The organism is Candidatus Manganitrophaceae bacterium, from assembly GCA_016200325.1.
Classification (GTDB): Bacteria; Nitrospirota; Nitrospiria; order SBBL01; family Manganitrophaceae; genus Manganitrophus.
The window spans coordinates 59,239-82,686 of record JACQEZ010000011.1; the positions used below are offsets into that span (position 1 = coordinate 59,239).

25 protein-coding genes and 1 pseudogene are annotated in these 23,448 nt (G+C 58.0%); 8 read left to right on the plus strand and 18 right to left on the minus strand.

The annotated features are described in order from the left end of the window. Positions 1 to 128 precede the first annotated feature (128 nt). Positions 129 to 368 carry a response regulator transcription factor gene (locus HY282_08165; protein ID MBI3803721.1) on the plus strand — a complete coding sequence of 80 codons (240 nt, stop codon included), beginning with the start codon at positions 129 to 131 and terminating at the stop codon, positions 366 to 368. Beyond that, complete coding sequence (locus HY282_08170) at positions 368 to 799, plus strand: response regulator (protein MBI3803722.1); 432 nt, start codon at positions 368 to 370, stop codon at positions 797 to 799. The genes HY282_08165 and HY282_08170 overlap by 1 nt, the downstream gene beginning before the upstream one ends. Before the next feature lie 7 nt (positions 800 to 806). Here the strand turns inward: HY282_08170 and HY282_08175 are convergent, their stop codons facing one another. Both HY282_08175 and glgP read right to left on the minus strand, forming a co-directional pair. Further along, a complete protein-coding gene (locus HY282_08175) occupies positions 807 to 1,343 on the minus strand; it encodes an NUDIX hydrolase (protein ID MBI3803723.1) in 537 nt (178 codons plus the stop codon). A 12-nt stretch (positions 1,344 to 1,355) separates the two neighbouring features. Further along, complete coding sequence (gene glgP / locus HY282_08180) at positions 1,356 to 3,497, minus strand: alpha-glucan family phosphorylase (protein ID MBI3803724.1); 2,142 nt, start codon at positions 3,495 to 3,497, stop codon at positions 1,356 to 1,358. Between the two features lie 247 nt (positions 3,498 to 3,744). Here glgP and HY282_08185 point away from each other — a divergent pair, with 247 nt between their 5' ends. Both HY282_08185 and trxA read left to right on the plus strand, forming a co-directional pair. Then, positions 3,745 to 4,575, plus strand: coding sequence for a kinase/pyrophosphorylase (locus tag HY282_08185; GenBank protein MBI3803725.1), 831 nt, complete (start codon positions 3,745 to 3,747; stop codon positions 4,573 to 4,575). A gap of 74 nt (positions 4,576 to 4,649) precedes the next feature. Next, positions 4,650 to 5,504, plus strand: coding sequence for a thioredoxin (gene trxA, locus HY282_08190; protein MBI3803726.1), 855 nt, complete (start codon positions 4,650 to 4,652; stop codon positions 5,502 to 5,504). Between the two features lie 19 nt (positions 5,505 to 5,523). On the opposite strand, the gene HY282_08195 is transcribed toward trxA, so the two are convergent. The 5 genes from HY282_08195 to HY282_08215 form a co-directional block, all read right to left on the minus strand. Next, positions 5,524 to 6,447: a DMT family transporter gene (locus HY282_08195; GenBank protein MBI3803727.1), complete on the minus strand. Its 924-nt coding sequence runs from the start codon at positions 6,445 to 6,447 to the stop codon at positions 5,524 to 5,526. After that, a complete protein-coding gene (locus tag HY282_08200) occupies positions 6,444 to 6,893 on the minus strand; it encodes a DUF5069 domain-containing protein (protein MBI3803728.1) in 450 nt (149 codons plus the stop codon). Before HY282_08200 ends, HY282_08195 begins: the two co-directional genes overlap by 4 nt. Beyond that, a complete protein-coding gene (locus HY282_08205) occupies positions 6,890 to 7,324 on the minus strand; it encodes a GNAT family N-acetyltransferase (GenBank protein MBI3803729.1) in 435 nt (144 codons plus the stop codon). The genes HY282_08200 and HY282_08205 overlap by 4 nt, the downstream gene beginning before the upstream one ends. A 28-nt stretch (positions 7,325 to 7,352) precedes the next feature. Beyond that, complete coding sequence (locus tag HY282_08210; GenBank protein MBI3803730.1) at positions 7,353 to 8,210, minus strand: methyltransferase domain-containing protein; 858 nt, start codon at positions 8,208 to 8,210, stop codon at positions 7,353 to 7,355. Positions 8,211 to 8,274: 64 nt separating this feature from the next. Then, positions 8,275 to 8,961: a glutathione S-transferase gene (locus HY282_08215; GenBank protein MBI3803731.1), complete on the minus strand. Its 687-nt coding sequence runs from the start codon at positions 8,959 to 8,961 to the stop codon at positions 8,275 to 8,277. On the opposite strand from HY282_08215, the gene HY282_08220 reads away from it, so the two are divergent. From HY282_08220 to HY282_08230, 3 genes are all read left to right on the plus strand, one after another. After that, a complete protein-coding gene (locus HY282_08220; protein ID MBI3803732.1) occupies positions 8,942 to 9,817 on the plus strand; it encodes an SDR family NAD(P)-dependent oxidoreductase in 876 nt (291 codons plus the stop codon). The two genes, HY282_08215 and HY282_08220, sit on opposite strands and share 20 nt — an antisense overlap. A 25-nt stretch (positions 9,818 to 9,842) precedes the next feature. After that, complete coding sequence (locus HY282_08225) at positions 9,843 to 10,826, plus strand: aminoglycoside phosphotransferase family protein (protein ID MBI3803733.1); 984 nt, start codon at positions 9,843 to 9,845, stop codon at positions 10,824 to 10,826. Between the two features lie 138 nt (positions 10,827 to 10,964). Further along, a complete protein-coding gene (locus HY282_08230; GenBank protein MBI3803734.1) occupies positions 10,965 to 11,999 on the plus strand; it encodes a zinc-binding dehydrogenase in 1,035 nt (344 codons plus the stop codon). Positions 12,000 to 12,035: 36 nt separating this feature from the next. Here the strand turns inward: HY282_08230 and HY282_08235 are convergent, their stop codons facing one another. Further along, entirely contained in the window at positions 12,036 to 12,668 is a 633-nt protein-coding gene (locus HY282_08235; GenBank protein ID MBI3803735.1) for a hypothetical protein, read from the minus strand. Positions 12,669 to 12,688: 20 nt separating this feature from the next. Continuing rightward, positions 12,689 to 12,994 (minus strand): non-heme iron oxygenase ferredoxin subunit, encoded by a 306-nt coding sequence (locus tag HY282_08240; protein MBI3803736.1) that lies wholly within the window; start codon positions 12,992 to 12,994, stop codon positions 12,689 to 12,691. 175 nt (positions 12,995 to 13,169) lie between these two features. Here HY282_08240 and HY282_08245 point away from each other — a divergent pair, with 175 nt between their 5' ends. Further along, entirely contained in the window at positions 13,170 to 15,134 is a 1,965-nt protein-coding gene (locus HY282_08245) for a carbon starvation protein A (GenBank protein MBI3803737.1), read from the plus strand. Here the strand turns inward: HY282_08245 and HY282_08250 are convergent. The 9 genes and pseudogenes from HY282_08250 to HY282_08290 form a co-directional block, all read right to left on the minus strand. Then, complete coding sequence (locus HY282_08250; protein ID MBI3803738.1) at positions 15,124 to 15,897, minus strand: hypothetical protein; 774 nt, start codon at positions 15,895 to 15,897, stop codon at positions 15,124 to 15,126. The two genes, HY282_08245 and HY282_08250, sit on opposite strands and share 11 nt — an antisense overlap. Before the next feature lie 148 nt (positions 15,898 to 16,045). Then, positions 16,046 to 16,759, minus strand: a complete 714-nt coding sequence (locus HY282_08255; GenBank protein ID MBI3803739.1) for a hypothetical protein — start codon at positions 16,757 to 16,759, stop codon at positions 16,046 to 16,048. Positions 16,760 to 16,846: 87 nt separating this feature from the next. After that, positions 16,847 to 18,208 (minus strand): alginate export family protein, encoded by a 1,362-nt coding sequence (locus HY282_08260; protein MBI3803740.1) that lies wholly within the window; start codon positions 18,206 to 18,208, stop codon positions 16,847 to 16,849. A 65-nt stretch (positions 18,209 to 18,273) separates the two neighbouring features. Continuing rightward, the gene (cynS, locus tag HY282_08265) at positions 18,274 to 18,714 is read right to left on the minus strand and encodes a cyanase (protein ID MBI3803741.1); all 441 of its coding nucleotides are present in this window, start codon (positions 18,712 to 18,714) and stop codon (positions 18,274 to 18,276) included. Between the two features lie 91 nt (positions 18,715 to 18,805). Next, positions 18,806 to 19,462 (minus strand): annotated as a pseudogene (locus HY282_08270) (ABC transporter substrate-binding protein). A gap of 71 nt (positions 19,463 to 19,533) precedes the next feature. After that, entirely contained in the window at positions 19,534 to 20,445 is a 912-nt protein-coding gene (locus HY282_08275; protein ID MBI3803742.1) for an ABC transporter ATP-binding protein, read from the minus strand. Then, positions 20,432 to 21,322 (minus strand): nitrate ABC transporter permease, encoded by an 891-nt coding sequence (ntrB, locus tag HY282_08280; protein MBI3803743.1) that lies wholly within the window; start codon positions 21,320 to 21,322, stop codon positions 20,432 to 20,434. The genes HY282_08275 and ntrB overlap by 14 nt, the downstream gene beginning before the upstream one ends. A gap of 2 nt (positions 21,323 to 21,324) precedes the next feature. Next, the gene (locus tag HY282_08285; GenBank protein MBI3803744.1) at positions 21,325 to 22,605 is read right to left on the minus strand and encodes an ABC transporter substrate-binding protein; all 1,281 of its coding nucleotides are present in this window, start codon (positions 22,603 to 22,605) and stop codon (positions 21,325 to 21,327) included. Between the two features lie 17 nt (positions 22,606 to 22,622). Next, positions 22,623 to 23,045, minus strand: a complete 423-nt coding sequence (locus HY282_08290) for a CBS domain-containing protein (protein ID MBI3803745.1) — start codon at positions 23,043 to 23,045, stop codon at positions 22,623 to 22,625. Positions 23,046 to 23,448 lie beyond the last annotated feature (403 nt).

Consider the following 23,448-nt stretch of genomic DNA (forward strand, 5'->3'; position numbering starts at 1 on the left):
AGAAAATGCGGACTAACTCTGATATTCAATTTGGGTGTTTACATCTATAGTTCTGTCTAGTTATTGACAATGTGGGTCTTTCCCCGAACACCTAAACCTTAACTCAGAATAATTAGTAAGGAGGAAACATGCCGGAACCGAGGGCACTCACGAAGCGAGAAACGGAAGTCATCCGTCTTGTGGCGGAAGGTTATAAAAACAGGGAAGTTGCAGAGAAGCTTGGTATCCGCGTCAAAACGGTGGAAACCCACCGGGCCAATATCATGAACAAGCTGGCGCTGCGCAATGTCGCCCAGCTCATCCGTTACGCTATCCAGAAGGGGTTGGTGCGGATCGATAAAGAGGCCTTTGAAGAATCGGTTCGGTGATGAAGCGGATCCTTGTGATCGATGACGAGCAGCTCTTACTCGATCTTCTTACCCAGCTTCTCTCCAAAATCGGGTATGAGGTCGATCAAGCGATCGATTGCCGGAAGGCGGCCGGCCTGCTCAAAGAGAGAGGATATGATGCGATCTTTCTGGATGTGAAGATGCCGCTGATGGATGGGATCGGCTTTTACGACAAGGTCCAATCCCATTTCCCGGAGATGGCAAAGCGAATCATCTTCCTGACGGGAGACGTCGCAAATCGAACGACGGCCGACTTTATTAAGAAAACAGGAAGCCTTTATCTGCAGAAGCCATTCACGATCAAAGAGATCAAGGCGATTCTCAATCTTTTGTTCGACTCTGCCGCCTCCCCTAATCCTTTAGAAAAAGACAACCCGTCATTACGCTTTAATCCCCTCTCTTTACAATAACACCGCTCTAATGAAGGGTCTGTCGATACCAAAGAAGGGCCAGGAGGGTCTTGCTGTCGACGAGCTCTCCGGTGAGGCCCTGCCGGTAGATCTCCTCGAAAGGGAGAGTCACCACCTCAATGAACTCTCCCGGGTCGGTATGGGCCTCTATGCTGGGGCGGAGATCCCGACCCAGAAACACCTCAATCTTTCCGGTGGAGAAACCGACCGAGTGATAATAGCTGAAGAGAAAATCAAGCCGCTCCGGCTTCATCCCAATCTCCTCTTCGCACTCTCGAGAGGCCGTTTCGGACGAGGTTTCTCCCGGCTCTAGAATACCGGCCGGGATTTCCAGCGTGACCCGGCAAATGGCCGGCCGATATTGCCGGACCAGATAGACCCGGCCCGTCTGATCAATCGGCAAAACACCGACGGCATCGGGCGGAGCGATGATCTCCCGGGTCGCCTCAGTCCCATCCGGAAGCCGCACCACCTGCTCTTCGGCGCGAATGTACTTTCCCTGATAGACCACCTTCCTGCGAATCAGCCGCTCTTCAAGATCCAAGAAAACTCCTTATTATTCTTTCGAACCCCGTGCCGCCGGCGCATAGAGACGGTCTGCATACTCCTTGACCATTCGTCGCGCACAGAAGGAAGGGACCACCGATCGGACCGCTTCTTTGACCGTCTGGATCCATCCTCGCGGCACCCCGTCGGCGTCTCGCCGATAATAAAGAGGAATGACTTCATTCTCCAGAATACGGTAGAGACTCTCCGCATCGGCCGCATCTTGCATCTCAGGCGAGATTGAATCCAAGGAGGCGCCGGGGGTCAACCCGAAGGTCCACCCGTTGGAGCCGTTATATCCTTCCGGCCACCATCCATCAAGGATGCTCAACTGGGGAACCCCGTTGAGGGAAGCCTTCATGCCGCTCGTTCCACTCGCCTCTAGCGGCGCCCGCGGGGTATTCAGCCAGACATCGACCCCCTGAATAAAAAAATGGGCGACATGCATATCATAATTTTCAACGAAGGCGATGTGGCCGGCAAGGCCCGAATCTTTTGCTAAACTATAAATCTGCTGAATCAATCGTTTACCGACCTCATCGGCCGGATGGGCCTTTCCGGCAAAGACGATCTGCACCGGACGCCAACGGTTGCCGAGAATCTTTTTCAATCGCTCCAGGCTATGGAAGAGGAGGGTTGCCCGCTTGTAGGCGGTAAACCGCCGGGCGAAACCGATGGTCAGCGCCTCCGGATCGAGAAGGGTCCCCCCCGCCAAGAGCTGAATCGGATCGACCCGGTCTTCAATCCAAGAGGTCCTCGCCCGCTCGCGGATAAATCCGAGCAGCTTCCGTTTCATGTGCTGGCGGGTCTCCCAGAGAAGATCGTCCGGAATATCCATCACACGTTGCCAAAGGATCGAATCATCATGATGATGCACCCAGTCGGGAGAGAGGTATTTTTTGTAGAGATCATTCATCTCCGGCGCCACCCAGGTCGGGACATGGACCCCGTTGGTGATCGAAAGGATCGGAATCTTCTCGACGTCGGTATCGGGCCAGAGATGTTGCCACATCCGCCGCGAGACCTCCCCGTGCAATCGGCTGACGGCGTTGTGGCCGTTGCTCAGGTGCAGCGCCAGGACCGTCATGTTAAACGCCTCGCCCCAAGGCTCCTTGTTGCGGCCCAGCGCCCAGAAGCGTGCCTGGTCGAGTCCCAACGTCGGCCAATAGTTTGAGAAATATTTCTCAATCAGCGAGGCGGGAAAGGCATCATGCCCCGCCGGAACCGGGGTGTGCGTCGTGAAGATGCTGCTCTTTCGAACCGCCTCCGCCGCCTCCTCAAACGATTTTCCGGCGGCGACCCCCTCCCGAATCCGCTCCAACATTAAGAACGAGGTGTGTCCTTCATTACAGTGCCAGATCGTCGGCGCGATTCCGAGCGCTCTCAGAAGGCGAACCCCGCCGATGCCGAGGACGATCTCTTGTCGAATCCTCAGCTCCTGATCCCCTCCGTAGAGCCGGGCGGAGAGCTCGCGATCCCAAGGCGCGTTCTCCGGCACATCGGTATCCATCAGATAGAGACGCACCCGTCCGACACGGACTTCCCAGACCGCGATGTAGACCGATCGCGGCCCGACCGGAACCTCAACCAATTTCTGGCCGGTCGGGAAGGTCGTCGGCCGGATCGCCACCGCGTTCAGGTCCAGCGGACGGTAGGTTGCCTCCTGCCATCCGTCGGCTTGGATCTTCTGATGGAAATAGCCCTGCGGATAGAGAAAGCCGACCCCGACGAGCGGGATTCCGAGATCCCCCGCCTCCTTGCAATGGTCTCCCGCCAAGAGGCCCAGCCCGCCGGAATAAATTGGAAGCGAGTTATGGAGGCCGAACTCGGCTGAAAAGTAGGCGATCGACGCCCTCGCCAAGTCCGGAAATCGTTGGCCGAACCAGGTCTCCCGCTGGCCGAGATCGCTGTCAAGCGCCTTTAGTACGGCGTCATAACGGCGGAGAAACGTCGGGTCTTCCGCCGCCTCCGCCAGCCGTTCCGAAGACACCCCGGCCAATACCTTTACGGGATTGTGGTTTGTCTGCTTCCACAGGGGGCGATCGATCGCCTCAAAGAGGGCCCTTGCTTCCGGATGCCAGCTCCACCAAAGATTATAGGCCAACTCCTCCAATCGACTGATCCGCTGCGGAATTTGCAACCCCTGCTCCATTGAACGCCGTTCCTTTCGTTAAGAGAAACCCGCGCCTGTCCCTGACGGCTCAGGCATTCGAAATCTGAAAAATGCCACCGTTGCCAGCTTAACAAAATCGGGATGAAAGATCAATGAAAGAGCGGAAAATAGAATCGCCGAAGCGCAGGTGAATAAAGACAAAATTGTCTCCTTTTTTGGAAACTTATTGATCTTGTCTTCCGGCTTCGTGTTGGCTTTTCGGGTCAAATCGGTTATGATGTCGCCCATGACCGAGCGCCCCCCCGAGATTCGTCCGATTTTCGTCGTCTCCGATGCGACGGGAGAGACCGCAGAGAAAATCTGTCAAGCGGCCCTCTCTCAATTTGCCGATGAAAAGATCGTACTCGCCCGTCGGCATTACATCCGCTCCGAATCCCAAATCGAGGAGGTTCTTCAAGAGGCAAAGGCGCGCAAGGGCCTTATTATCTTTACTTTTGTCTCCGAGTCCCTTCGTCTCAAGATACGAGAAGGGGCGCTGCAATCGGGGCTGCTGGCCGTCGATCTCCTCGGACCGTTGCTGACCGCCATGAGCCACTTCCTCAAGAGCCGTCCCCGCTCCGAGCCGGGTCGGCTCCACCGGATCGACACCGACTATTTTAGTCGTGTAGAGGCGGTGCAGTTCACCGTAAAACATGACGACGGTCAGAACCTTCAAGGGGTCCGCCAGGCCGACATCGTTTTGGTCGGCCCCTCCCGGACCGCCAAGACTCCGTTGTCGATCTACCTCGCGCAGTTCGGATATAAGGTGGCGAACATCCCGATCATCCTCAACATCCCCCTTCCCAAGGAGATCAAAACCATCGATCCGGTCAAAATTGTCGCGCTGATTATCGATCCGCAGCGATTGATGGAAATCCGCGAAGCGCGCCTGACCCGTCTGAACCGCCGCGTCGCAGGATATGCCGACATGGAGGCGATTATCCAGGAGCTGAACTACTGCCGCGAAATCTATCGCCAGAATCCGCAATGGGGAATTATCGACGTCTCCGGACGCGCCGTTGAAGAGGTGGCGACCGATATCATGGGATGGATCCGTCGGGGCGACCCCTTTCAATAAACCGCTCTGAAAAGGGACGAGAATTAACATGACGCATCGGTATGCTACAATAAGCTAAACAGGGAAAGCACCCAATGGCCGCTCCATGGATCGACGAAGCAACTGAGAGCAATTTCGAAGCGCGGGTGATTACCGCATCGAAGACGCAGCCGGTGTTGGTCGATTTCTGGGCCCCTTGGTGCGGTCCTTGCCGGCTCCTCGGCCCGACGCTGGAGCGGGTGGTCGAGGCCTACGGCGGAAAAGTCCGGCTGATCAAGATCAACACCGATGAAAACCCCACCCTCGCATCCCGATATCGAATTCAGGGAATCCCGGCGGTCAAGGCGTTCCTCGACGGTCAGATCGTCGATGAATTCGTCGGCGTCCTCCCCGAGCGCCAGATCCGCGAGTTCGTCGACAACCTTGTTCCAACCCAAGCCGACCTGTTGGGACAACAAGCGCGCGCGATCGAGGGAACACCGCTGGAGGCACTGAAACTTTACGAAGAAGGCCTCCGGGGGGAGCCTCAACATCCCCCTTCACTGCTCGGCAAGCTGAGACTGCTGCTGGCGCTCGACCGGGTGGAGGAAGCCCGGGACCTCTTCAATCATCTTCCGGCCCCGCTTCAATTCCATGAGGAGACCCGCCGGCTTCAGATCCGACTCGATCTTGCCCTCTCCAAACAGCACGGCCCCTCGCTCGAGGAGCTGCGCGCCCGGGTGGGGCAGGAGCCGGAGAACCTTCAGGCCGCATTCGATCTGGCTCACCGGCTGGCCGCCGACGGAAACCACGAGGAGGCGCTCGAACGCTACCTCGCCATCCTCCGGAAAGATCGCCGATTCAAAGACGACGGCGCACGGAAGGCGATGCTCCAGCTCTTCGAAATCGTCGGCCCCCGCTCTCCGCTTGCCGAGAAATTCCGAGAAAAATTGGCCGAGATTCTTTTCTAAACCCGCCGGGAACTCTCTTTTAAGCCCGCCGGGCTCCCTCCGGCCCCGGCCGGTTGACCATCCAGACGCTGACCAAAATCAATCCCATCCCGATGAACTGTTTGATCGAGATCGACTCCGAGAGAAGCAGCACACCCAACAGCAGCGCCGTCACCGGAATCAGGTTACTGAAAACGGAGGCCCGGGTCGGTCCCACCGCCTGCAGGCCGATGTTCCAGGCAAAAAAAGCAATCACCGACGCAAAAACGATCAGATATGCGAGCGCGCCCCAGGCCGAATCGGGGATCGGGTTTTGCTGAGCCGACTCCCATAACGCGAAGGGGAGGACCATCAGGGTGCCGATGGAGAACGTCGCCATCGTCAGCGCGAGCGAGGAGTGATTTTTTAAAATCAATCTCGCCAAGAGGGTATACAACACCCAGGAGAGGACGCCGAGACAGACCAGCAGATCCCCCTGCCAGGAAGCGATTGTCTCCCCGCGGGGAAGACGAGCGACGACCAGGACCACCCCGGTGAAAGAGAGGAGGCATCCGACCGTTCGTCGCCGGGTCAACGGCTCGCGCGACGGCCCGCGCGACGGCCCGCGAAAGAGGAGGGAGGAGAGGAGAACGGTCAATACCGGCGTCGATCCCATGATGATCCCCGCCTCCGAAGCGGGAATCGTCCTCAGGCCGTAATAGTTTGAGAGTTGATTTCCGATCATCGATAGAAAGGCGAGAAGAAAAAGGAGAGGGAACTCTTTTCGATCGAACCGCCGGACGCGATCGTCGGCCTTCAACCAAAACGGCAGGAGACAGAGGATCGCGCCGCCCCCGCGGAGCAGCGCCAGGCGCAGCGGCGGAAAGTAGGTGACCCCCCACTTCTGAGCGATCACCGACCCTCCCCAGAGCAAGGCGGCCAGCATCAGCAAAAGAGCGGCGGTGCGGTGCGAGACCGGTTTCATCTCGTTGGGATCCGCCCCTCATCCCTGTCGATCCGATCCAGAACATTGATTGCGCCGAGATCGACCGGGGCAGCCAGCTCGGGATAGAGCCTCTTTCGATATTCGGCGATCTCCGGGGTGAGGCGAGCGGCTTCGATCGCCTTGACCCACGCCTCTTTCTCATCGGCGGGATGGAGGGGCGCATGCTGCTCTATCCAAGCGAGGACCGCCCCCTCATCCCGTGCGGCCAGAATGGCTCCTCGCAGCTTCTCCCCCTCCAAGCCGGTAAACGAGAGAAACCGGCCGTCGACGGTCTCTCCGGTGTTCTTAAGAAGATTGCCGAGATACTCGGCTGGGAGCGCCCCCTTCGCATGGAGCCGCGCTTTGTCGATGAGCCGGGGAAGGAGGAGATAACCGCCGAGCCGCTCGCGGGGAGATCGGATCGATGGACGATCGGCCACGCTCACTGCTTCTCCTTCTCTTCCTGCCGCCGCACGAAGATCATTGCGGCATAGCCCCGCTCTTCGCTTGTGACAAAACCGAGCTTCTCATAAAAGGGTCGCTTGTCGCTCGTCAACAGGTGGAAGACCGGCACTTTCTTCAAAGAAGGGTGTGTCAGAACCTTATAGATCAGCGCGCGGCCGACCCCTTTTCGCTGCACATCGGGATGGACAATCACATCGTAGATCGCGGCGCGGAAGAGGAAGTCGGTCAAAACCCGCGCGAAGGCGACCAGGCGCGGCCCCTCCCAAAGGGAAAAGACACCACTCGACTGGGCAAGGACCTGCCGGGTCTCCTCCAGCGTCCGATCTTTGGACCAGTTTGCATAGCGGTAGAGCGCCAAGACCTCTTGCGGATCAATTTCTCGGCTGTCGCTGAATTGGAGCGGCGTTTTCATTACGGCGTGATCTCTTTCATCGGCAGAATTAAACCGGCTTGCGCGCGACCACGATTCGGATGGCCATCGGTAGAGCGATCTCCTCCCCCTTACGATACTGCTCGACCGCCTCTTTAATCTGACGCTCCGCCTCTCCCCGATCTTTTTGGGAAAGCTTGGCAAAGAGCGGCTGGAGCGGCGCGGCCATATCCAAAAGGTTCGTCCAATAGGTCTCGGCCGAATTGTAGAGCGAGTCGGCTTGGAACTCCTCATCGGTCAGCTTCTGCAGCTCGGCTCGCTCCGCCATTCCCGAAAGATCTCCCGGCTTCGCCAGCCGGAAAATCCCCGGCTGGTCGGAAGAAGGAGCGGGGAGCTCCATAAACCGCCTGAGGACATCCATCGGAAGTCGAATGAACGGATTCCGATCGGGTCCCGACCAGACCGCCGCCGCCAGATAGCCGCCGGGCTTTAGGACCCGCGCAATCTCGGACACCGCCATCGGAACGTCGGGAAGAAACATCAGACAAAAGCGGCTGATCACCGCATCAAACGATTCATCCCCTTCCGAAAGACGGGTGACATCGGCGACGCGAAAATCCAAATTGAAAAGTCCCAAGCCGTACGCCTTGCGCTTGGCGCGATCGAGCATCTCCTCCGAGAGATCGAGGCCGATCACCTCTCCCTGGTTTCCCACCGCATCGGCGGCGACAATCGCCGGGTAGCCGGTTCCGGAGCCGAGGTCCAACACCCGCTGGCCCGGCCGAATTCGGGCGTCTCCCACCAAACGGTAATTGAGGAAGGAGAGATTTTGATGGAGGAGCGGGTCCCACTTCTCCCACGCCGGGGCGACCCGGCTCCAGTCTTGCCGTTGTTGATTAATGATCTCTTCGGGACTCATTTGCGCCATAGAGACTCCTCTTCCAGAAAATGCAATGATGGTCCGACAGAGAGACCTCTCGCCGGAACCTCATCTACAATTGATCGGCATGGGATGTCGATTCGATCGCCTCGTGCCACCGGCCGATTGCTTTGAACCGGCTCGGAACAACATTGTGTCCGCTGAACATGTAGTTCCCTAAAATACCGGCGAGGTCGAAATCGACGAATCGAGGCCGCCGATCGATCAGGAAGGGAGCGGCTTGAAGCATCTGATCGATCGGGACCAGAAGCGCTTCGAGCTCCCCTTGCAACGGCTCTTTTTGCCGACGCCACGCATCGACGCAGCCGGCGCCGAACTTTCGCTCTTTGTGGCGGAGAAACATTGCACGATCATACGGGTCGGGCAGCCAGGAAAGGTAGTGGATGTCATTCAGCTTGAAGCCGACCGATTCGAGATCGTTCTCGATGTACCGGGCCAGAATCGCCTGAATTCCTTCCAGGTTCGGAGGAAAGAGGCCGAGATCAAATTTCCGATCGAGATAACGCGCGATCTCCTGACCGAAATCGGTCCGATCCCAGACGACCTGATCCCCGTCTTCCAAGAGGGGAATCTTGTAAGATTGGCCTTGGCTCTTCTCGACGATCAGCCGCCGGTCGGAATAGGGAATATGAACGATCTCGTGCGGGATCTTTCCCCACGTTAAGATCATACCGATCGTAACGCAGAAGGGGCTCACCGGATGTTGATAGAGCTTGATCTTGTCGGCGCGATCGTTCATCGTGGCGGAAATTTATCACAAGCGCCGGTCCAAATCAATGAACGCCCGGTTTGCCGTTGAATTGCCGGGGCATTTCCATTATTCTGGCTATGAGAATGGGGCGGGGTTTCACGGCGGAGTTTTCATGATCGATCTGAAAGAGAAAGTCGTCCTGATCACCGGCGGGGGGCGCGGCATCGGCCGGGCGGCGGCGGAGCGGTTTGCCGCCGAAAGAAGCCGGGTGGCCATCTGCGCCCGGACCGAAGGAGAGGTCATTGGGACGGCCAAAGAGATCGAAGCGGCGGGCGGGGTGGTTCGGCCGTTTCGGATCGATCTCTCCTCTCGTCGGGAGGTCCAACGGATGGTGGCCCAGATCGTCTCCGAATGGGGGATGATCGATCTGTTGATCAACAATGCGTCGGTCTTAGGCCCCTCCGAGCCGATCGCCACCTATCCGGCGGAAGCGTGGGAAGAGGTGATCCGGATCAACATCAACGGCACCTTCTACATCACCCAGGCGGTCGTCCGGACGATGATCCCCCGCCGCGCCGGGACGATCCTCTCGGTGACATCGAGCGTCGGGAGGCGGGGACGGGCGACCTGGGGGGCCTACTCGGTCTCCAAGTTTGCGCTGGAGGGGATGATGCAGACGCTCGCGGAGGAGGTCGCCCCCTTTGGCCTTCGGGTGATCACCCTCAATCCCGGCGGCACACGGACCCGAATGCGCGCCGCCGCCTATCCGAAAGAAGATCCGGCCCGGCTTCAAGACCCGGCCCGCGTCGCCAAGGCGCTCCTCTTCCTCGCTCGCGTCGCCGCCGACCGCGACCTGCATGGAAAGTCGGTCGATATGGCCGATCTTTCAACAGAGACGTCGTAATCACCTTCCTCCCTCAAGGAACCAGATGACCGCCGACCCACAGCAGCCGATCGATCTCTCCCTCGCACGGGAGATCTGCCATCGGCTCGGCATCGGCCGGCCGGTCTGGGTCTCCGAGCCGCTCGGCGGGGTGGTCAATGAAAGTTATCTCTTCCTGATGGACAACGGTCGCCGCTGGGTCTGTCGGATCAATGTCCATGATCGGCATCTCGATAAAATCGCCCGGGAGACGAAGACCTACCGCTGGCTTCACCAGGTCGCCCCCGACCTGCCGCTTGCGCTCGATTATCTCCCCGACTGCTCCAAAGCGCTGCTGCCGTTTGACTATGCGTTGATCCCTTTCTTGGAAGGACACGGCGTCGGCGATGCGATCGAGTCGCTTCCGGCCGAGAAGCGATCGATCCTTCTGGAGGAGATCGGGCGACTGCTGCGACGGTTCCACCGGATTCGGATTCCTCTCTTCGGAAACCGACCCGACGATCCTCAGGTGTTTCCAAAGGAGGACTCCTGGCGGGATTATCTTGAAGGGCGATTTGACGCAGGGCTCTCACGCTGCGAACGGTCCCTCGGCGATCCACCGACTTGGAAAGAGACATTGACCCGCCGCTTTGCCGAGGCGCTGCAGGGGGTTCCCGATCGGATCGAGCCGGTCTTCCTCCACGGCGACTTCCATTATGATAATCTTGTCTTTGTGGAGGCCTCCGGCGCGCCCCGGATCTCGGGAGTCTTCGATCTGGAATGGGCTTGGTGGGGGGATGCGGTCGCCGACCTGCTCCATCTCGAAGAGGCCTTTTTTTTCTACCCTCAAGACCGCGCTCCGTTTTTGGCCGGCTATGGGGAAGCCGCCTGGCCTATGGAGTCGCTGAAGGTCTATCGCACCCTTCATTCACTCCGTGCGCTCGCCGTCGGATACGAATCCGCACCGGAGCCTGACTGGGGCCTGATCGCCCGACATGAAGAGCGGCTTCGCCTCTTGGCCGAGGGGAAAAATCCGATGGAGCCATTTTGATTTCATTCGGATCTTGAACGAACCTTCATTACGTCATTCCCGAAACGTTTAATCAGGAATCCAGTTCACTGAATATTCAGCGCTTCTGGATTCCCGCTTTCGCAGGAATGACGCGCTGAACAAAGGGGGACAACCCAAATGAAAGCGGTCCGCTTCCATCGGTTTGGAGGGGTCGATACCCTCATCTATGAAGAGGTCCCGGCGCCGAAGGCCGGCCCGGGAGAGGTGGTCATTCAAGTAAAAGCATGCGCCTTGAATCACCTCGACCTCTGGATCCGCCAGGGGGTCCCGGCCTACAAGATCTCGCTCCCGCACATTCCCGGTTCCGATGTCGCCGGGGTGGTGGCGGAGGTCGGACCCGGCGTTGAAAATCTGCCGCTCGGCCGGCGGGTCGTTGTGGCGCCGGGACTCTCCTGCTTTCACTGCTCCTATTGTCTTTCGGGGCGGGACAACCTCTGTGATCACTACCGAATGTTCGGCGCCGGCCCGGGCACGGAGGGGGGCTATGCCGAGTTTGCAAAAGTGCCGGCGATAAACCTCCTCCCGATCTCCGATGCGATCTCATTTGAGGAAGCGGCCGCCTTTCCGATCACCTTCGTCACCGCCTGGCACATGCTGATCACCCGCGCCGCGCTCCAGCCGGGACAGGACCTTCTCGTCCTCGCCGGGGGAAGCGGCGTCGGAAGCGCCGCCATTCAGATCGGAAAGCTGGTCGGGTCACGGGTGATCGCAACCGCCAGCACGCAGGAAAAACTCGACCGGGCCCGGCGGCTGGGGGCCGATCTTTTGATTCACTACACCGAGCGTGATTTCGCAAGAGAAGTGATGCGAATGACCCAAGGCCGCGGGGTCGATGTCGTCTTCGAACATGTCGGCCCGGCGACCTTCGGCAAAAGTGTCGTTTCGCTGGCGAGAGGGGGGATCATTGTGACCTGCGGGGCGACGACCGGGCCGACGACCGAGCTCGATCTTCGCCACATTTTCTGGAAAGACCTCTCCATCTTGGGAGCACGGGTCGGCACCCGCGCGGAAATGGAGATTGTCACCCGCCTGATCGGCGCGCGAAAGCTCACACCGATCATCGACTCGATCTATCCTCTTGAACAGGCGCGCGAGGCGCAAGAAAAGATGCAGTCGCGCGATCTCTTCGGGAAGGTCCTCTTGACCCCGTAATCTATTGGATTTGGCTCGCGGATTGGACTCGGTAGTCTAGCGAATAAAGTTGAGCAGCGGATTGTAGAGGGCAAAGAGGCCGTTCGGGTTGGGATACCAGACCCACGCCGACATGACCCAGAGATCGGGGTGCCAGAAGGCGAGCGGCGCCTTGGTCAGCGGATGCTCCTTGGGGCATTGATCTTCTTTGGCGAGATTCAAATTGGTTCCATCTTGGAAGTGGCACATCATCGGATGTTTCATGAACTCGGCGTCCCGAAAGGGGAGAGACTTGCCGGGGTTTCGGTCGATCGGGGTGACGAACATCACGCCGATCAGCTCCCATCGTCCGTCCCGCTCGTCATAGATTAGAATCGGAGGATGGCGGAGATCAAATCCCGAGAAGAGCTTCGGGTTCGCAAATTGGTATCCCATATTCGGGATATAACCGGTAAAGCGAAAATAGCCGTCGGCTTGCGCCTTCTCGACATCCCGGTATTTCTCCGTCGCCAGGCGGATCTCATACACCTGGCGCCCCGCCTCGGGGCTGACCGAAGGCGCGGCGCGCCGTCCGAAAGAGGAACATCCGCCGGCCAGAAGGGCCAAGAGAAGCAGCCATGGGCCGCCCCGAAAAAAAATTCGGCCGAGCCATGGGAAAAGGAGTGCAGATTGCCGAAACGGTCCTTTCATTCGATCATTCCTCTCCGTCATTAGGGAAGGCCGATGAAGATCTGATCTCCCTCGCGCTGGACCGGGTAGGTCTTCAGCTTCAGCTTGGGGCTCAACGGAGACGTCCCATCTTTAATGTTGAAGCGCCAATAGTGCCAGGGACAGACCACCTGTTCCCCTTCGATTTTTCCCTCCGAGAGCGGCCCCGCCTGATGGAGGCAGAGATTCGATGTCGCATAAAACTCATCCCCGAGCCGAAAGAGGGCAATCTCCAGGTTGTTGATCTCTATTAGTATAGCCGATCCCGGCGGGATCTGGTTCGCGTTTGCGACCGGTGTAAATGTCATTTCAACCTCACGCTAAAGATCCGGCGCCATTATATAGAAACAGCCATGGAGGGTCAACATTCGGACAGCCGACACCGCGTGCGGAACCGGCGCTCGGCCGATCGGTCCCGGTCCGCCTCTTCTTTTTTGACAACCCCTTTTTTCCTCGTTATAATTCCGGCCGGAGGGAAGAAGCATGTCGATCGTTTCTAAATTAGGGTGGGCAGGGGTCGCCACGCTCACGGCGGTCGCTTTTGCATTTGTGACAGGCGTTTTCAATCCGGGGGAGAAGGTCAACGCCCTCTGGCTGGTGGTCGCCGCCGCCTGTTTCTATGCGCTGGCCATCCGATTTTACGGCCGATTCCTCTCCACACGGGTCGTTCAGCTGGACGACCGGCGGATCACCCCCGCCCATCGGCTTCGCGACGATCACAATTTTCAGCCGACGAACCGATGGGTTCTCTTCGGCCATCATTTTGCCGCAATCGCCGGCGCGGGGCCGCTCCTGGGACCGGTCTTGGCGGCGCAGTTCGGTTTTCTCCCCGGATTCCTCTGGATCGTCATCGGCGCGGTGGTTGCCGGCTCGGTCCAAGATTTCGTCATCCTCGTCGCCTCGATGCGCCGGAACGGCCGGTCGCTTCCCCAGATCGCCCAGGACGAGATCGGTCCGGTGACCGGTCTCGCCACGATGGTGGCGGTCCTCTTTATCGTCGTGGTCGCCTTGGCCGGGCTGGGGCTCGCCGTCGTCAACGCCCTTTATCATAACCCCTGGGGAACGTTCACCCTGGCGATGACAATTCCGATCGCCCTCTATATGGGCTTTCACCTTCAGAAGTTCCGGCCGGGCCGGGTCGGCGAGGTGTCGGTCATCGGGGTGGCGCTGCTCTTCCTCGCCGTGATTGGGGGACAATCGGTCGCCGGAACCCCGCTCGGCGCCGCTTTCGATTTTGACCGAAATACGCTCGTCTGGCTGCTCGCCGGGTATGGTTTTCTCGCCTCGGTCCTGCCGATTTGGATGCTCTTGGTTCCGCGCGATTACCTCTCGACTTTCATGAAAGTGGGGGTCGTCTGCCTCCTGGGGGCCGGGGTGATCCTGATGGCCCCGACGATCGAGATGCCGAGACTCACCGGCTTTATCTATGGCGGGGGGCCGGTCATTCCGGGAAAGCTCTTCCCCTTCGTCTTTATCACGATTGCGTGCGGGGCGATCTCCGGCTTCCACTCGCTTGTCTCTTCCGGAACGACGCCGAAGATGATCTCCTGCGAGTCCCACGCGACGATCGGCTATGGCGCGATGCTGATGGAGAGCTTCGTCGGGGTGATGGCGCTGGTGGCCGCTTCGATTTTGATTCCGGGAGATTATCTGGCGATCAACACGAAATTGACTCCCGAGGCGCTCGCGGCGATCGGCTATCCGGTCAGCCAGATCCAGGCGCTCTCGCAATTGGTGGGGGTTGATGTGGCGGGGCGCCCCGGCGGCGCGGTCTCGCTGGCGGTCGGGATGGCTTCGATTTTCTCGTCGCTTCCGGGAATGCGCGCCCTAATGGCCTATTGGTATCAGTTCGCCCTCCTCTTTGAGGCGCTCTTTATCCTGACCACCATCGACGCCGGCACCCGGATCGCCCGTTATCTGGTTCAAGAGATGGGGGCAAAATTTTATGCGCCCCTCCGGGAGATCAACTGGCTGCCGGGGGTCTTTGCCACCAGCTTTCTGGTGGTTTTCTCGTGGGGGTATCTGATCTCCACCGGAAGCATCGCCACAATCTGGCCGATGTTCGGAGCGGCCAACCAGCTCCTGGGTACGCTGGCGCTCTGCGTCGGAACGACGATTCTGATTAAGATGGGAAAGGGGAGATATATCTGGGTAACGGCGCTGCCGATGCTCTTCGTCGGGGCGGTCACTTTAAGCGGAAGCTGGCAGCTCTTCTGGAGATTTCTGGATCAAGCCGGCAAGGCGACAACCTCGGCCGAAACCTTCTCCCTATATCTGAATACGGGGCTGGTGGCAACCATCGTCCTGTTGGCGATCGTGATTCTCACCGATTCGGCGATCAAATGGTATGGTTATCTCATCCTGAATCGCCCCTATACCACGAGCGAAGTCGCCTCCGACCTGGCTCCAGCACCGATCGTTCAACCGATTTCAAATATTAGACAATAAGATCACGCAATCTGTCCCGTCCGATCTGGCCGGCGCGCCGCCGCGGCGGCGGGATTCCTTGCTCCCCTCGAAAGTGATCGATCGAACCCCAGAGCTTTCGAATCTGGATCGAAAGCGATCGGACCGATTCGATCCGCTGCATCTCCGTGGTGGTCGGATGGTGACCCAACCTGCAAACGAGCGCGCCATACCGCTCCAGGCAGCTGATCTTCTTCTCACCGATTCGGATCTCTTTTAGATTTGCATCGGTGATCTGATGCTGTCTGAGAAGCCAATTCAGGTGTGAGATCGAGACCCGATTCGCCTGAGCCACCCCTTGCAGGCTCAGACAGCGCCGATAATCCTCTAAGAGCCTCTCCCGGGGGATCAAGACGGCGGCGGTCGGCTTATAGTCGAAGAGACCGATCTGCGTCCCCTTCACCAAAAGTTGGCGAACCCGCTCTCGGGTTAAACCGACCTGGTCCCCCACCGCTTGAAGGGTTCTCAATTCCGTGTAAAGGCGGTGAACCTCCAAAAGGCGCTCGACACTCGACTGCCGCCGATTGAACAAAGACGGCGCTGCATGTCCCTCCAGCACCGAACCGATCTTCCGCCGAATGAACCGAGAGATCGGTCCACCCGCTAGAATCCGGCGGAGGGTTGCGGGGGCAACCCCCCAACGAGAGGCCACATTGATCAGATCAACATGGCTGCCGATAAGCCGCTTGAGCCGAGAAAGAAGCGGATGCGATTCGACTCGGAAAGGATATGGAAGCGATGACATTCGTCGTTCCTCCTAAATGAGAGAGCCCGGGATCGACCGGGAACCCCCTTGTCCCGAAGAGGACGCTCTTGTTACAAGCATTCCTGATCGCCCTGAAACGGTTTCACTTTCTCCTTCATTTTACCCGGCGGACCGGTTCAGTTCAGCCTCACCCCACCGGACCGCAGCTCGAAGGACTGCAAATCCGACCCTCACTGAGCGGCGCCCTGGGGGGAGGGGATTTCGCCATCCAAACTTCACATTCGAAATCGACATAGAGCCACTCCGGATTTTTTCGGATATCGCGCAACTCCGAGAGAAGCGATCTGAAATCGGCGGTATGAGACGATTCAAATTCAAAATAGGTGATGAAGTCATACGGGGCGGCGGGGTGAACATATCGCGCATGGTATAACCTTCGATAAATCCGGTCGGCATACCGGTACCCGATGTTGCGGTGGCCTTCGTGTCGGGCGGTCTTTTGAAAAAGAACCTGCCGTTCATCTTGAGCCATCTTCCACCAGGCCTCCGATTTCCCGACCAGAATCAGCACGGTGATCATCTCTCCTGACAGCCCCGGCTCCGGCCGGGAAACCCGCTCCAGATCTTCCCGCTCCGCTCGACCTGTGTAATGAAGATGTTGCATTACCCCCTGCAGGTGAAGCGGGATTAATCCTTCCGCAGCGATGTCATCCCCCGAAAACCGGACCGGCGAGCCTGTTTCAATTCGGACCAGCTCGGCCCCGCGCCGCAGCGCGAAAGGGGATTCTCCCTGAACCGGGATGACCTCCTGGACCCGATACCAATCGATCCGCCAGAGTCCCTCCATCGAAAACCAGGCCGGAATTCCCGCCCCCGAAAAAAAATGAACCCACGTCGTCATCGATCCTCCTGGTCGCCTATCGACAATAGATTAAAACCAACCCTCGTTACGCGAGGATCACTTGTCCATTAATTCTCTGTAACAACCCTAAAAAATCACATTGACCATGGCATAGCCCCACACCGGATCTTTATCCGGCGCAATCCGGCCGAGCAGCTCCATTCCTTTTTCAGAAAAGAATTTGGAGTAGCCGATCAGAACCGACGTCACCTTATTCACCTGAGCGAGGAAGGTCAGATCGATCTCAGTCCCGAGATCTTTCTCTCCGCCGATCCTCTTTTCTAGGGTGAACTGATGGACATCGAGGGCAAGTCCTCCCCGCTCCCAGGGGGTGACATGGAGCCGGACGAACCCGTCTCGAAGCCCTTTCCCCTGCATGTCGGCGGGGATGTTGAGGAAATAATCCATGTAGCCATAGTAGAGATGGTTTGTCGCATAAAGAGTATCGAAGGCGCCGTAGTGGCCGGCCGTGAGGCTGTCGTCGCCGGAGAGAACTTCCCATCCGACCAGGACCATCGGCCGGGTTGGAAGATCAAACCGGTATCCGAGCCGGAGCGCATACATAAAGGCATCGATCTCTTGTGTGCCGGTCCGGTTCCCCCACTGTTTATAATATTCCCCCCGCCAGATCGGACCGGTGAGGGAGGAGATGAATGCCAGCGGCGGCAGCGGCGGGATTTGCTCGATCTTGACGCCGGCTGTAAACCGCTTGGAATCGGGAAGGCCGGGAAGCCGCCGATCGTTGATGAAGGTCAATTCGGTCTGGCTCCTCGGGACAAGCGCGGTGGAGAAATAAGCGCCAAAAAGATGGGTGTCCGAGTCCCTATCCCCGGTCGGCAGGGGACCGCTCTCTACCTCTCCGGTCAATTTAAATGCAAAGAGAGAGAGGGTTCCGGCTGCCGGAATCGCATAGCCGATCTGTGCCCCATCGAAGGAGCGGGCCCGCTGGCTCCAATCGAAATTCCCGATCAAGCGATGCCCGCCGATGATATATTCGAATCGGCCGAGCCGAATGTTCAGCGGCGCCCCGCCGACCTGCTTGAAGTCAAGGTAGCCTTGATGCAGCGTGAGGTCTCCTGTCCCCGTTCCGCTGCCGGTGGCCGGGTTCACCTGAACCGATGTCAACGCCACGTCGGTTCCAGCCCCCGTCTCTCCATTTCCCCACACCCCCACCTTCTGCGGCTGTAGAAAAAAAGAGACCCCATCGATCACGGTCACGTCGACATTCAGTCGAAAGCGGTAGTTGGTGAAGAAGTCGGTTTCATTCTTCGGCGGCGCCGGGAATGACTGATACCGAATCCGTCCCTGTCCTCCGATATTAATTTGCTTGGCGGCGGTCGTCACCGAAGGGAGTTCGACAACAGGCTCTTCAGCATAAACCAGATTCGAAAATAAGCAGACAAATAGAAAGAACGCAGCATGCCTCCAAGTGGATCTCAAATCTTTCATTCTCCCCCCTATTGTATGTTTGATTCGTCGGCGTTAATTTCTCTCTCATCAAAATAGGTCCCCGGTTACCACTTTTTGTAGGGGAGAAACTTTCCGTTCATCATCACCTTCACACGGTCTCCCTTCGGGTCCTCCACCTTTTCAACATGCATCGTAAAGTCGATGGCGCTCATGATCCCATCGCCGAATTTTTCATGAATCAGCGCCTTGAGGGTGTCGCCGTAGACCTGGACGATCTCATAAAAGCGGTAGATCAGCGGATCGGTCGGAATGACCTTCTCTGTTCCCTTGTAGGGAGGCTCCTGCAGGGCGGCGGAGACTTCGGGCCCGAGATGAAGGACTTTGCAGAGTCGATCGGCCACTTCCTTCGGCATGCTGTTTTGGCCCAAACAGGCCGATGTCGTCCAGACAGGAGACATGCCGACCTCCCCTGCAATCTGCTCCCAAGTTATTTTCTTGTCGGTTTTTGCCAGGATAATCGCCTCGGCGGCTTCGAGCTTGTCCATCCTTTTTCTCCTCTTTTATATGCAGGGCCTGCCCTGGAGTGCGTCTGTTGAATTTGGATCTCCCCAGCCGGTGCGCCCCTGCCCCTACCTCCTAAACCCTCCGTATGTTGAAGCTCTTCGCATGGTCCTCCGGTTTGTTGTAGTCGAAGACCTTGTTCATGATGGTGTGGCTCTGGTAGGTCGACGCGGGGGGAGGGTAGCCGATCTCTTTCATCTTCCCGCCGCACTCCGAGGCGAGATAAACCTGCTCCGCAATGGTTTTGTAATCGACCTCCCCTTTGACATACCCCCACCGTTTCATTTGGGTCAGAATCCAGACCGCAGCGGCATCGGGGTTAACATCTGTTCGGCGTCATACTCTTTGATCAACGCCTTGTCCCGCATGACGGCCCAGCCGGCGGTCTTCACCAGCTCGACGTCCAACCCATATTTGCTGTAAAAACCGATCGGCCCGGCCATGATAATCGGCGTGGCACAGGTGATCGGGACAAATCCGATCTTCAATCCATTCTTCTCCAGTGGACCCGGCTTCTCTTTGACCGCCGCCTTCACCGCTTCGAGCGGGAGAAGCTTTAAGAAGACCGCCGCGACCGCCCCGGCGCCGGCTGACAGACGCATGACCCAAGACGGCCCGTACAATCGTTTCTTCGGCCGCTCGGTCGAGGATCTCTTCAGGGTCGGCGGAACGCGACCGTCCGGCCGCCCGATTCCCACGATCGGAGATCGCCTCTAATGAATCAGTCAACATCGATCGGCCGATCAGTCGGTTTTGCGGGTGATCCCCGTCTTTTTTCATTCTTTCACTTCTTGAAGTGATATTTATTGATGATCGGTCACGGAAGCGAGCGCGGGCCCCTTTGATCCCCCTTTCTGGAGATCACCCGCAGACACCCCTCGCTTCAATTCGTCATCGCCGTCATCGCCGTAAAGAAATTCGAGGATTTCCCCCTTCCAATGTTGATATCCGGACTGTCGGACAAGCTCCATTCGCGAGCGCGGACGGCGAAAAGGAATCGGAACAATCCGACCGATCGTCGCCCCCGGTCCCTGCGTCATCATGACGACCCGGTCTGAGAGAAGCAGCGCCTCATCGACATCATGCGTCACCATCAACACGGTGGTTCCAAACTTCTCCCAGAGCCGCAAGAGCTCATCCTGAAGGTGTCCGCGGGTGAGCGCGTCGAGCGCGCCGAACGGCTCATCCAGCAAGAGCACTTTGGGCCGGATTGAAAGGGCCCGGGCGATCCCGACCCGCTGGCGCATCCCGCCGGAGAGCTCCGCCGGTCGCTTCTCCGCCGCGTCGGTCAACCCGACCATATTCAGGAAATGAGCCACCCTCTCTTTCTGCTCCGCGCGGGTCATCCCGGGGAAAACCGCCTCGACCGCCAGGGCGATGTTCTCCGCACAGGTGAGCCACGGCAATAACGCATGACTCTGAAAAACTACCCCCCGGTCGGGTCCCGGCCCGTCGATCTCCTTCCCTTCGAGGACGATGACCCCTTCGCTCGGCGCGATTAAGCCGGCCACGATCGAGAGCAGCGTGCTCTTTCCACAACCGGAGTGGCCGATGAGGGTGACGAACTCCCCTTTTCGGATCTTGAGGTCGATTGCATGCAGCGCCGGATAAATTCCGGTCGCCCCCTCGAAGGTCTTGCTTACCCGGCTGATCTCGAGATAATTCGTCTCAATCCTCTTGATTAAATCTTGGCCGACCGCCTCATCGCATTTCATAATCAAACCTCCTTCCCAAACGAGCCATCATCCCATCCAAAATCAGGCCGACCAGACCGATGACAAAGATCGCCAGGATAATATGTTCCAGGCTGAGGTTGTTCCATTCATCCCAGACGAAGAAGCCGATCCCGATTCCGCCGGTCAGCATCTCCGCCGCCACGATGACGAGCCAGGCGATCCCCACCGAAATCCGCAACCCGGTGAAGGTGTAGGGAAGGGTCGCCGGCAGGAGGATCTTGGTAAACCGCCGCCAGGGAGAGAGCTTTAAGACCCGCGCAACGGAGAGGTAATCGGCCGGGATCTTCTGAACCCCGAAGGCGGTGTTCAAAATAATTGGCCAGATCGCGGTGATAAAGATGACGAAATAGGCGGCCGGGTTGGCCGCTTTGAATGTAGCAAGACCGATCGGAAGCCAAGCGAGCGGCGAGATCGGCCGCAAAATCTGAATCAATGGATTCAACGCCCGATGAAACACCGGCACCGCCCCGATCAGAAACCCGACCGGGATGCCGACCGCCGCAGCCAGGCTGAATCCGACCGCCACCCTCCTCAAGCTGTACAACAATTGCCAGCCCAGCCCTTTATCGTTGGGACCGCGATCGAAAAAAGGGTTGCGGATCAGATCCCAACTCTTGATTGCGGTCTGGGCCGGCCCGGGGAGCATCGGCGCGACGGTCTGACTGGTCGCCTGCCAGACGGCGAGCGCGATAAGAAAAACCAGGAGCGGAGGAAGCAGCCGATCGAGGCGAAGAAAGCGATACCGGCGTTCGGAGGCCATCCCCGCCGGACTTTTCTTTGATCTTCTCTCCGATCCCTCAACCTCTTTTTCTACTTCTACGGTTCGGAATCCCACCTCCATCTCTACCTTCTCCATCCTTAGATCCTCCGAATCTTAAATTGACGGGCATACCCTTCCGGATCGGCCGGATCGAACGGAATCCCGTCGAAGAGCGTCTCCTTCTTGTATTCTTCCTTCGGCACCGGAATGCCGAGGGCTTTCGCCGCGTCCCGGTAGAGGTCGGTTCGGTTGACCTGATCGACGACTTTCTTGTAATCGATCGGCTTGTCGATGAACCCCCATCTTCGGTGCTGCGTCAGGAACCAGAGGCCGTGCGATTTCCAGGGATACGTCACCTCGCCGTCGCGATAGAACTTCATATAGTCGGGGTCATCGGTCACCTTGCCGTCGCCGTAATCGATCTTCCCCTGCATCCGCCCCAAAAAAGTTTCCAAGGGAGCGTTGACATACTCCTTTCTAGAGATCACCTCGGCGACCTTCGCCCGATTCTCCATCTGGTCGAGATATTGCGACGCTTCGATGATCGCCATCAGGAGCGCCTTGACCGTCTTCGGGTTTTTCTCGGCGAACTCCTTCGTCATTCCCAAGACCTTCTCGGGATGATTTTTCCAGAGCTGCTGGGTCGTCACGACGGTCCAGCCGATCCCGTCGGAAATCGCCCGCGCCCCCCACGGCTCGCCGACGCAGAAGCCGTCCATGTTCTCGATCCGCATGTTGGCGACCATCTGCGGCGGGGGAATCGTGATCAGCTTGATGTCGTTGTCCGGATCGATCCCCCCCGAGGCCAGCCAGTAGCGGGTCCACATCGCATGGGTCCCGGGAGGAAAGGTCATCGCGAAGGTATAGACCCGCTTTCCTTTGTCGGCGTCGATCTGTTTTTTCAGGTCGGCCAGCGTCTTCACCCCTTTTTTCTTGAGATCCGCGCTCAGTGTAATCGCCTGGCCGTTCTGGTTAAGCGCCATCGGGATGACCATCTCTTTCTTCTGTCCTTCGGCGCCGGTGATCCCGAGGGTCGAGGCATAGGGCATCCCATAGAGGATGTGCGAGGCATGAAGGTCGCCGATCGCCAGCTTGTCCCGAACCGCCGCCCAGGAGGCTTCTTTTGAGACCGTGACCTCCAGGCCATATTTTTTGTAAAATCCGAGCTCATACGCCATCACCACCGAAGCACAATCGGTTAAGGGGATAAATCCGACCTTCAATCGGGAGATCTCCGGCGTCTCTCCAGTGCCGGCGAAGAGGCCGCCGGTGAGGGGAGGGAGCCCCGAGAGGAGGACCCCCAGTGTCGAAAGGCCGGCGGCACCGAGAAAGCGCCGCCGGGTGATCTTGTTCTGTTTCCGATCCGAAAATGCTGTCATCTTCCCCCCTTCTTTCGTTAACCCCAAAACCCTTCGTTGGTCAGACCCAACCCTCCGATCCAGCCTCGCAAAACATCATGTCGCGTCACCGAGCCGACGAGGTGGTTCTCTCCATCCACCACCGGAATCCGAAACAAACGGAGCTCCACCATGTAATTCGCCACCTCTTCCAGGGACGTCGTTTGGTCGATCACGACGGGACAAGACCGCATCACCTCCGCTGCCAGCACCTTCTCCAGATCTTTTCCTTCAATAAGCGCCTTGAGCAGATCGACCTCACTTACCTTTCCAACCACCCTGTCCTCTGAATTGAGGATCGGCATCCCATGTAAACCGGACTCCAGCAGGGCCAAGGCCACCTGGTAAGCGGGTGTCTCCTCTCGTGCCGACAAGGTATTGGTCTTTTTGATGTTTCCCACGGTTGCATAGTGTGGTTTCATCTGGACTCCCTCCGTTGATCAACAATGTAAAGACCATAAAAAAAGCGCTCTCCCCATGAAGACTCCATGTCCGCATGGAAGAGAGCGCCCTTGCTTCCTTCAGAATACAACGCTGTATCTGTCCCGACATAAAGCAAAGACAATGCCGCTCGAACGAAGCCGGGACAAAAAGATTAAACAGTTGTTTTTAAATTGTTTTGAGATGCTTATCGTCTCATTCTAACGAGGCGACCCTACGACGGAATTGTCTGGTTTGTGACAAGAGGGGTGAGGTTGGGAAAAACGGGATGCGTCGATACTGATCAAAAACGAAGAGAGGAAGAGAGAATGATGAGTCGAATCCGTCGGCGCGATGGAGCGGTTTCGTCAAATAAAACAATCGGTGAATCTCTTCTTCGAGATG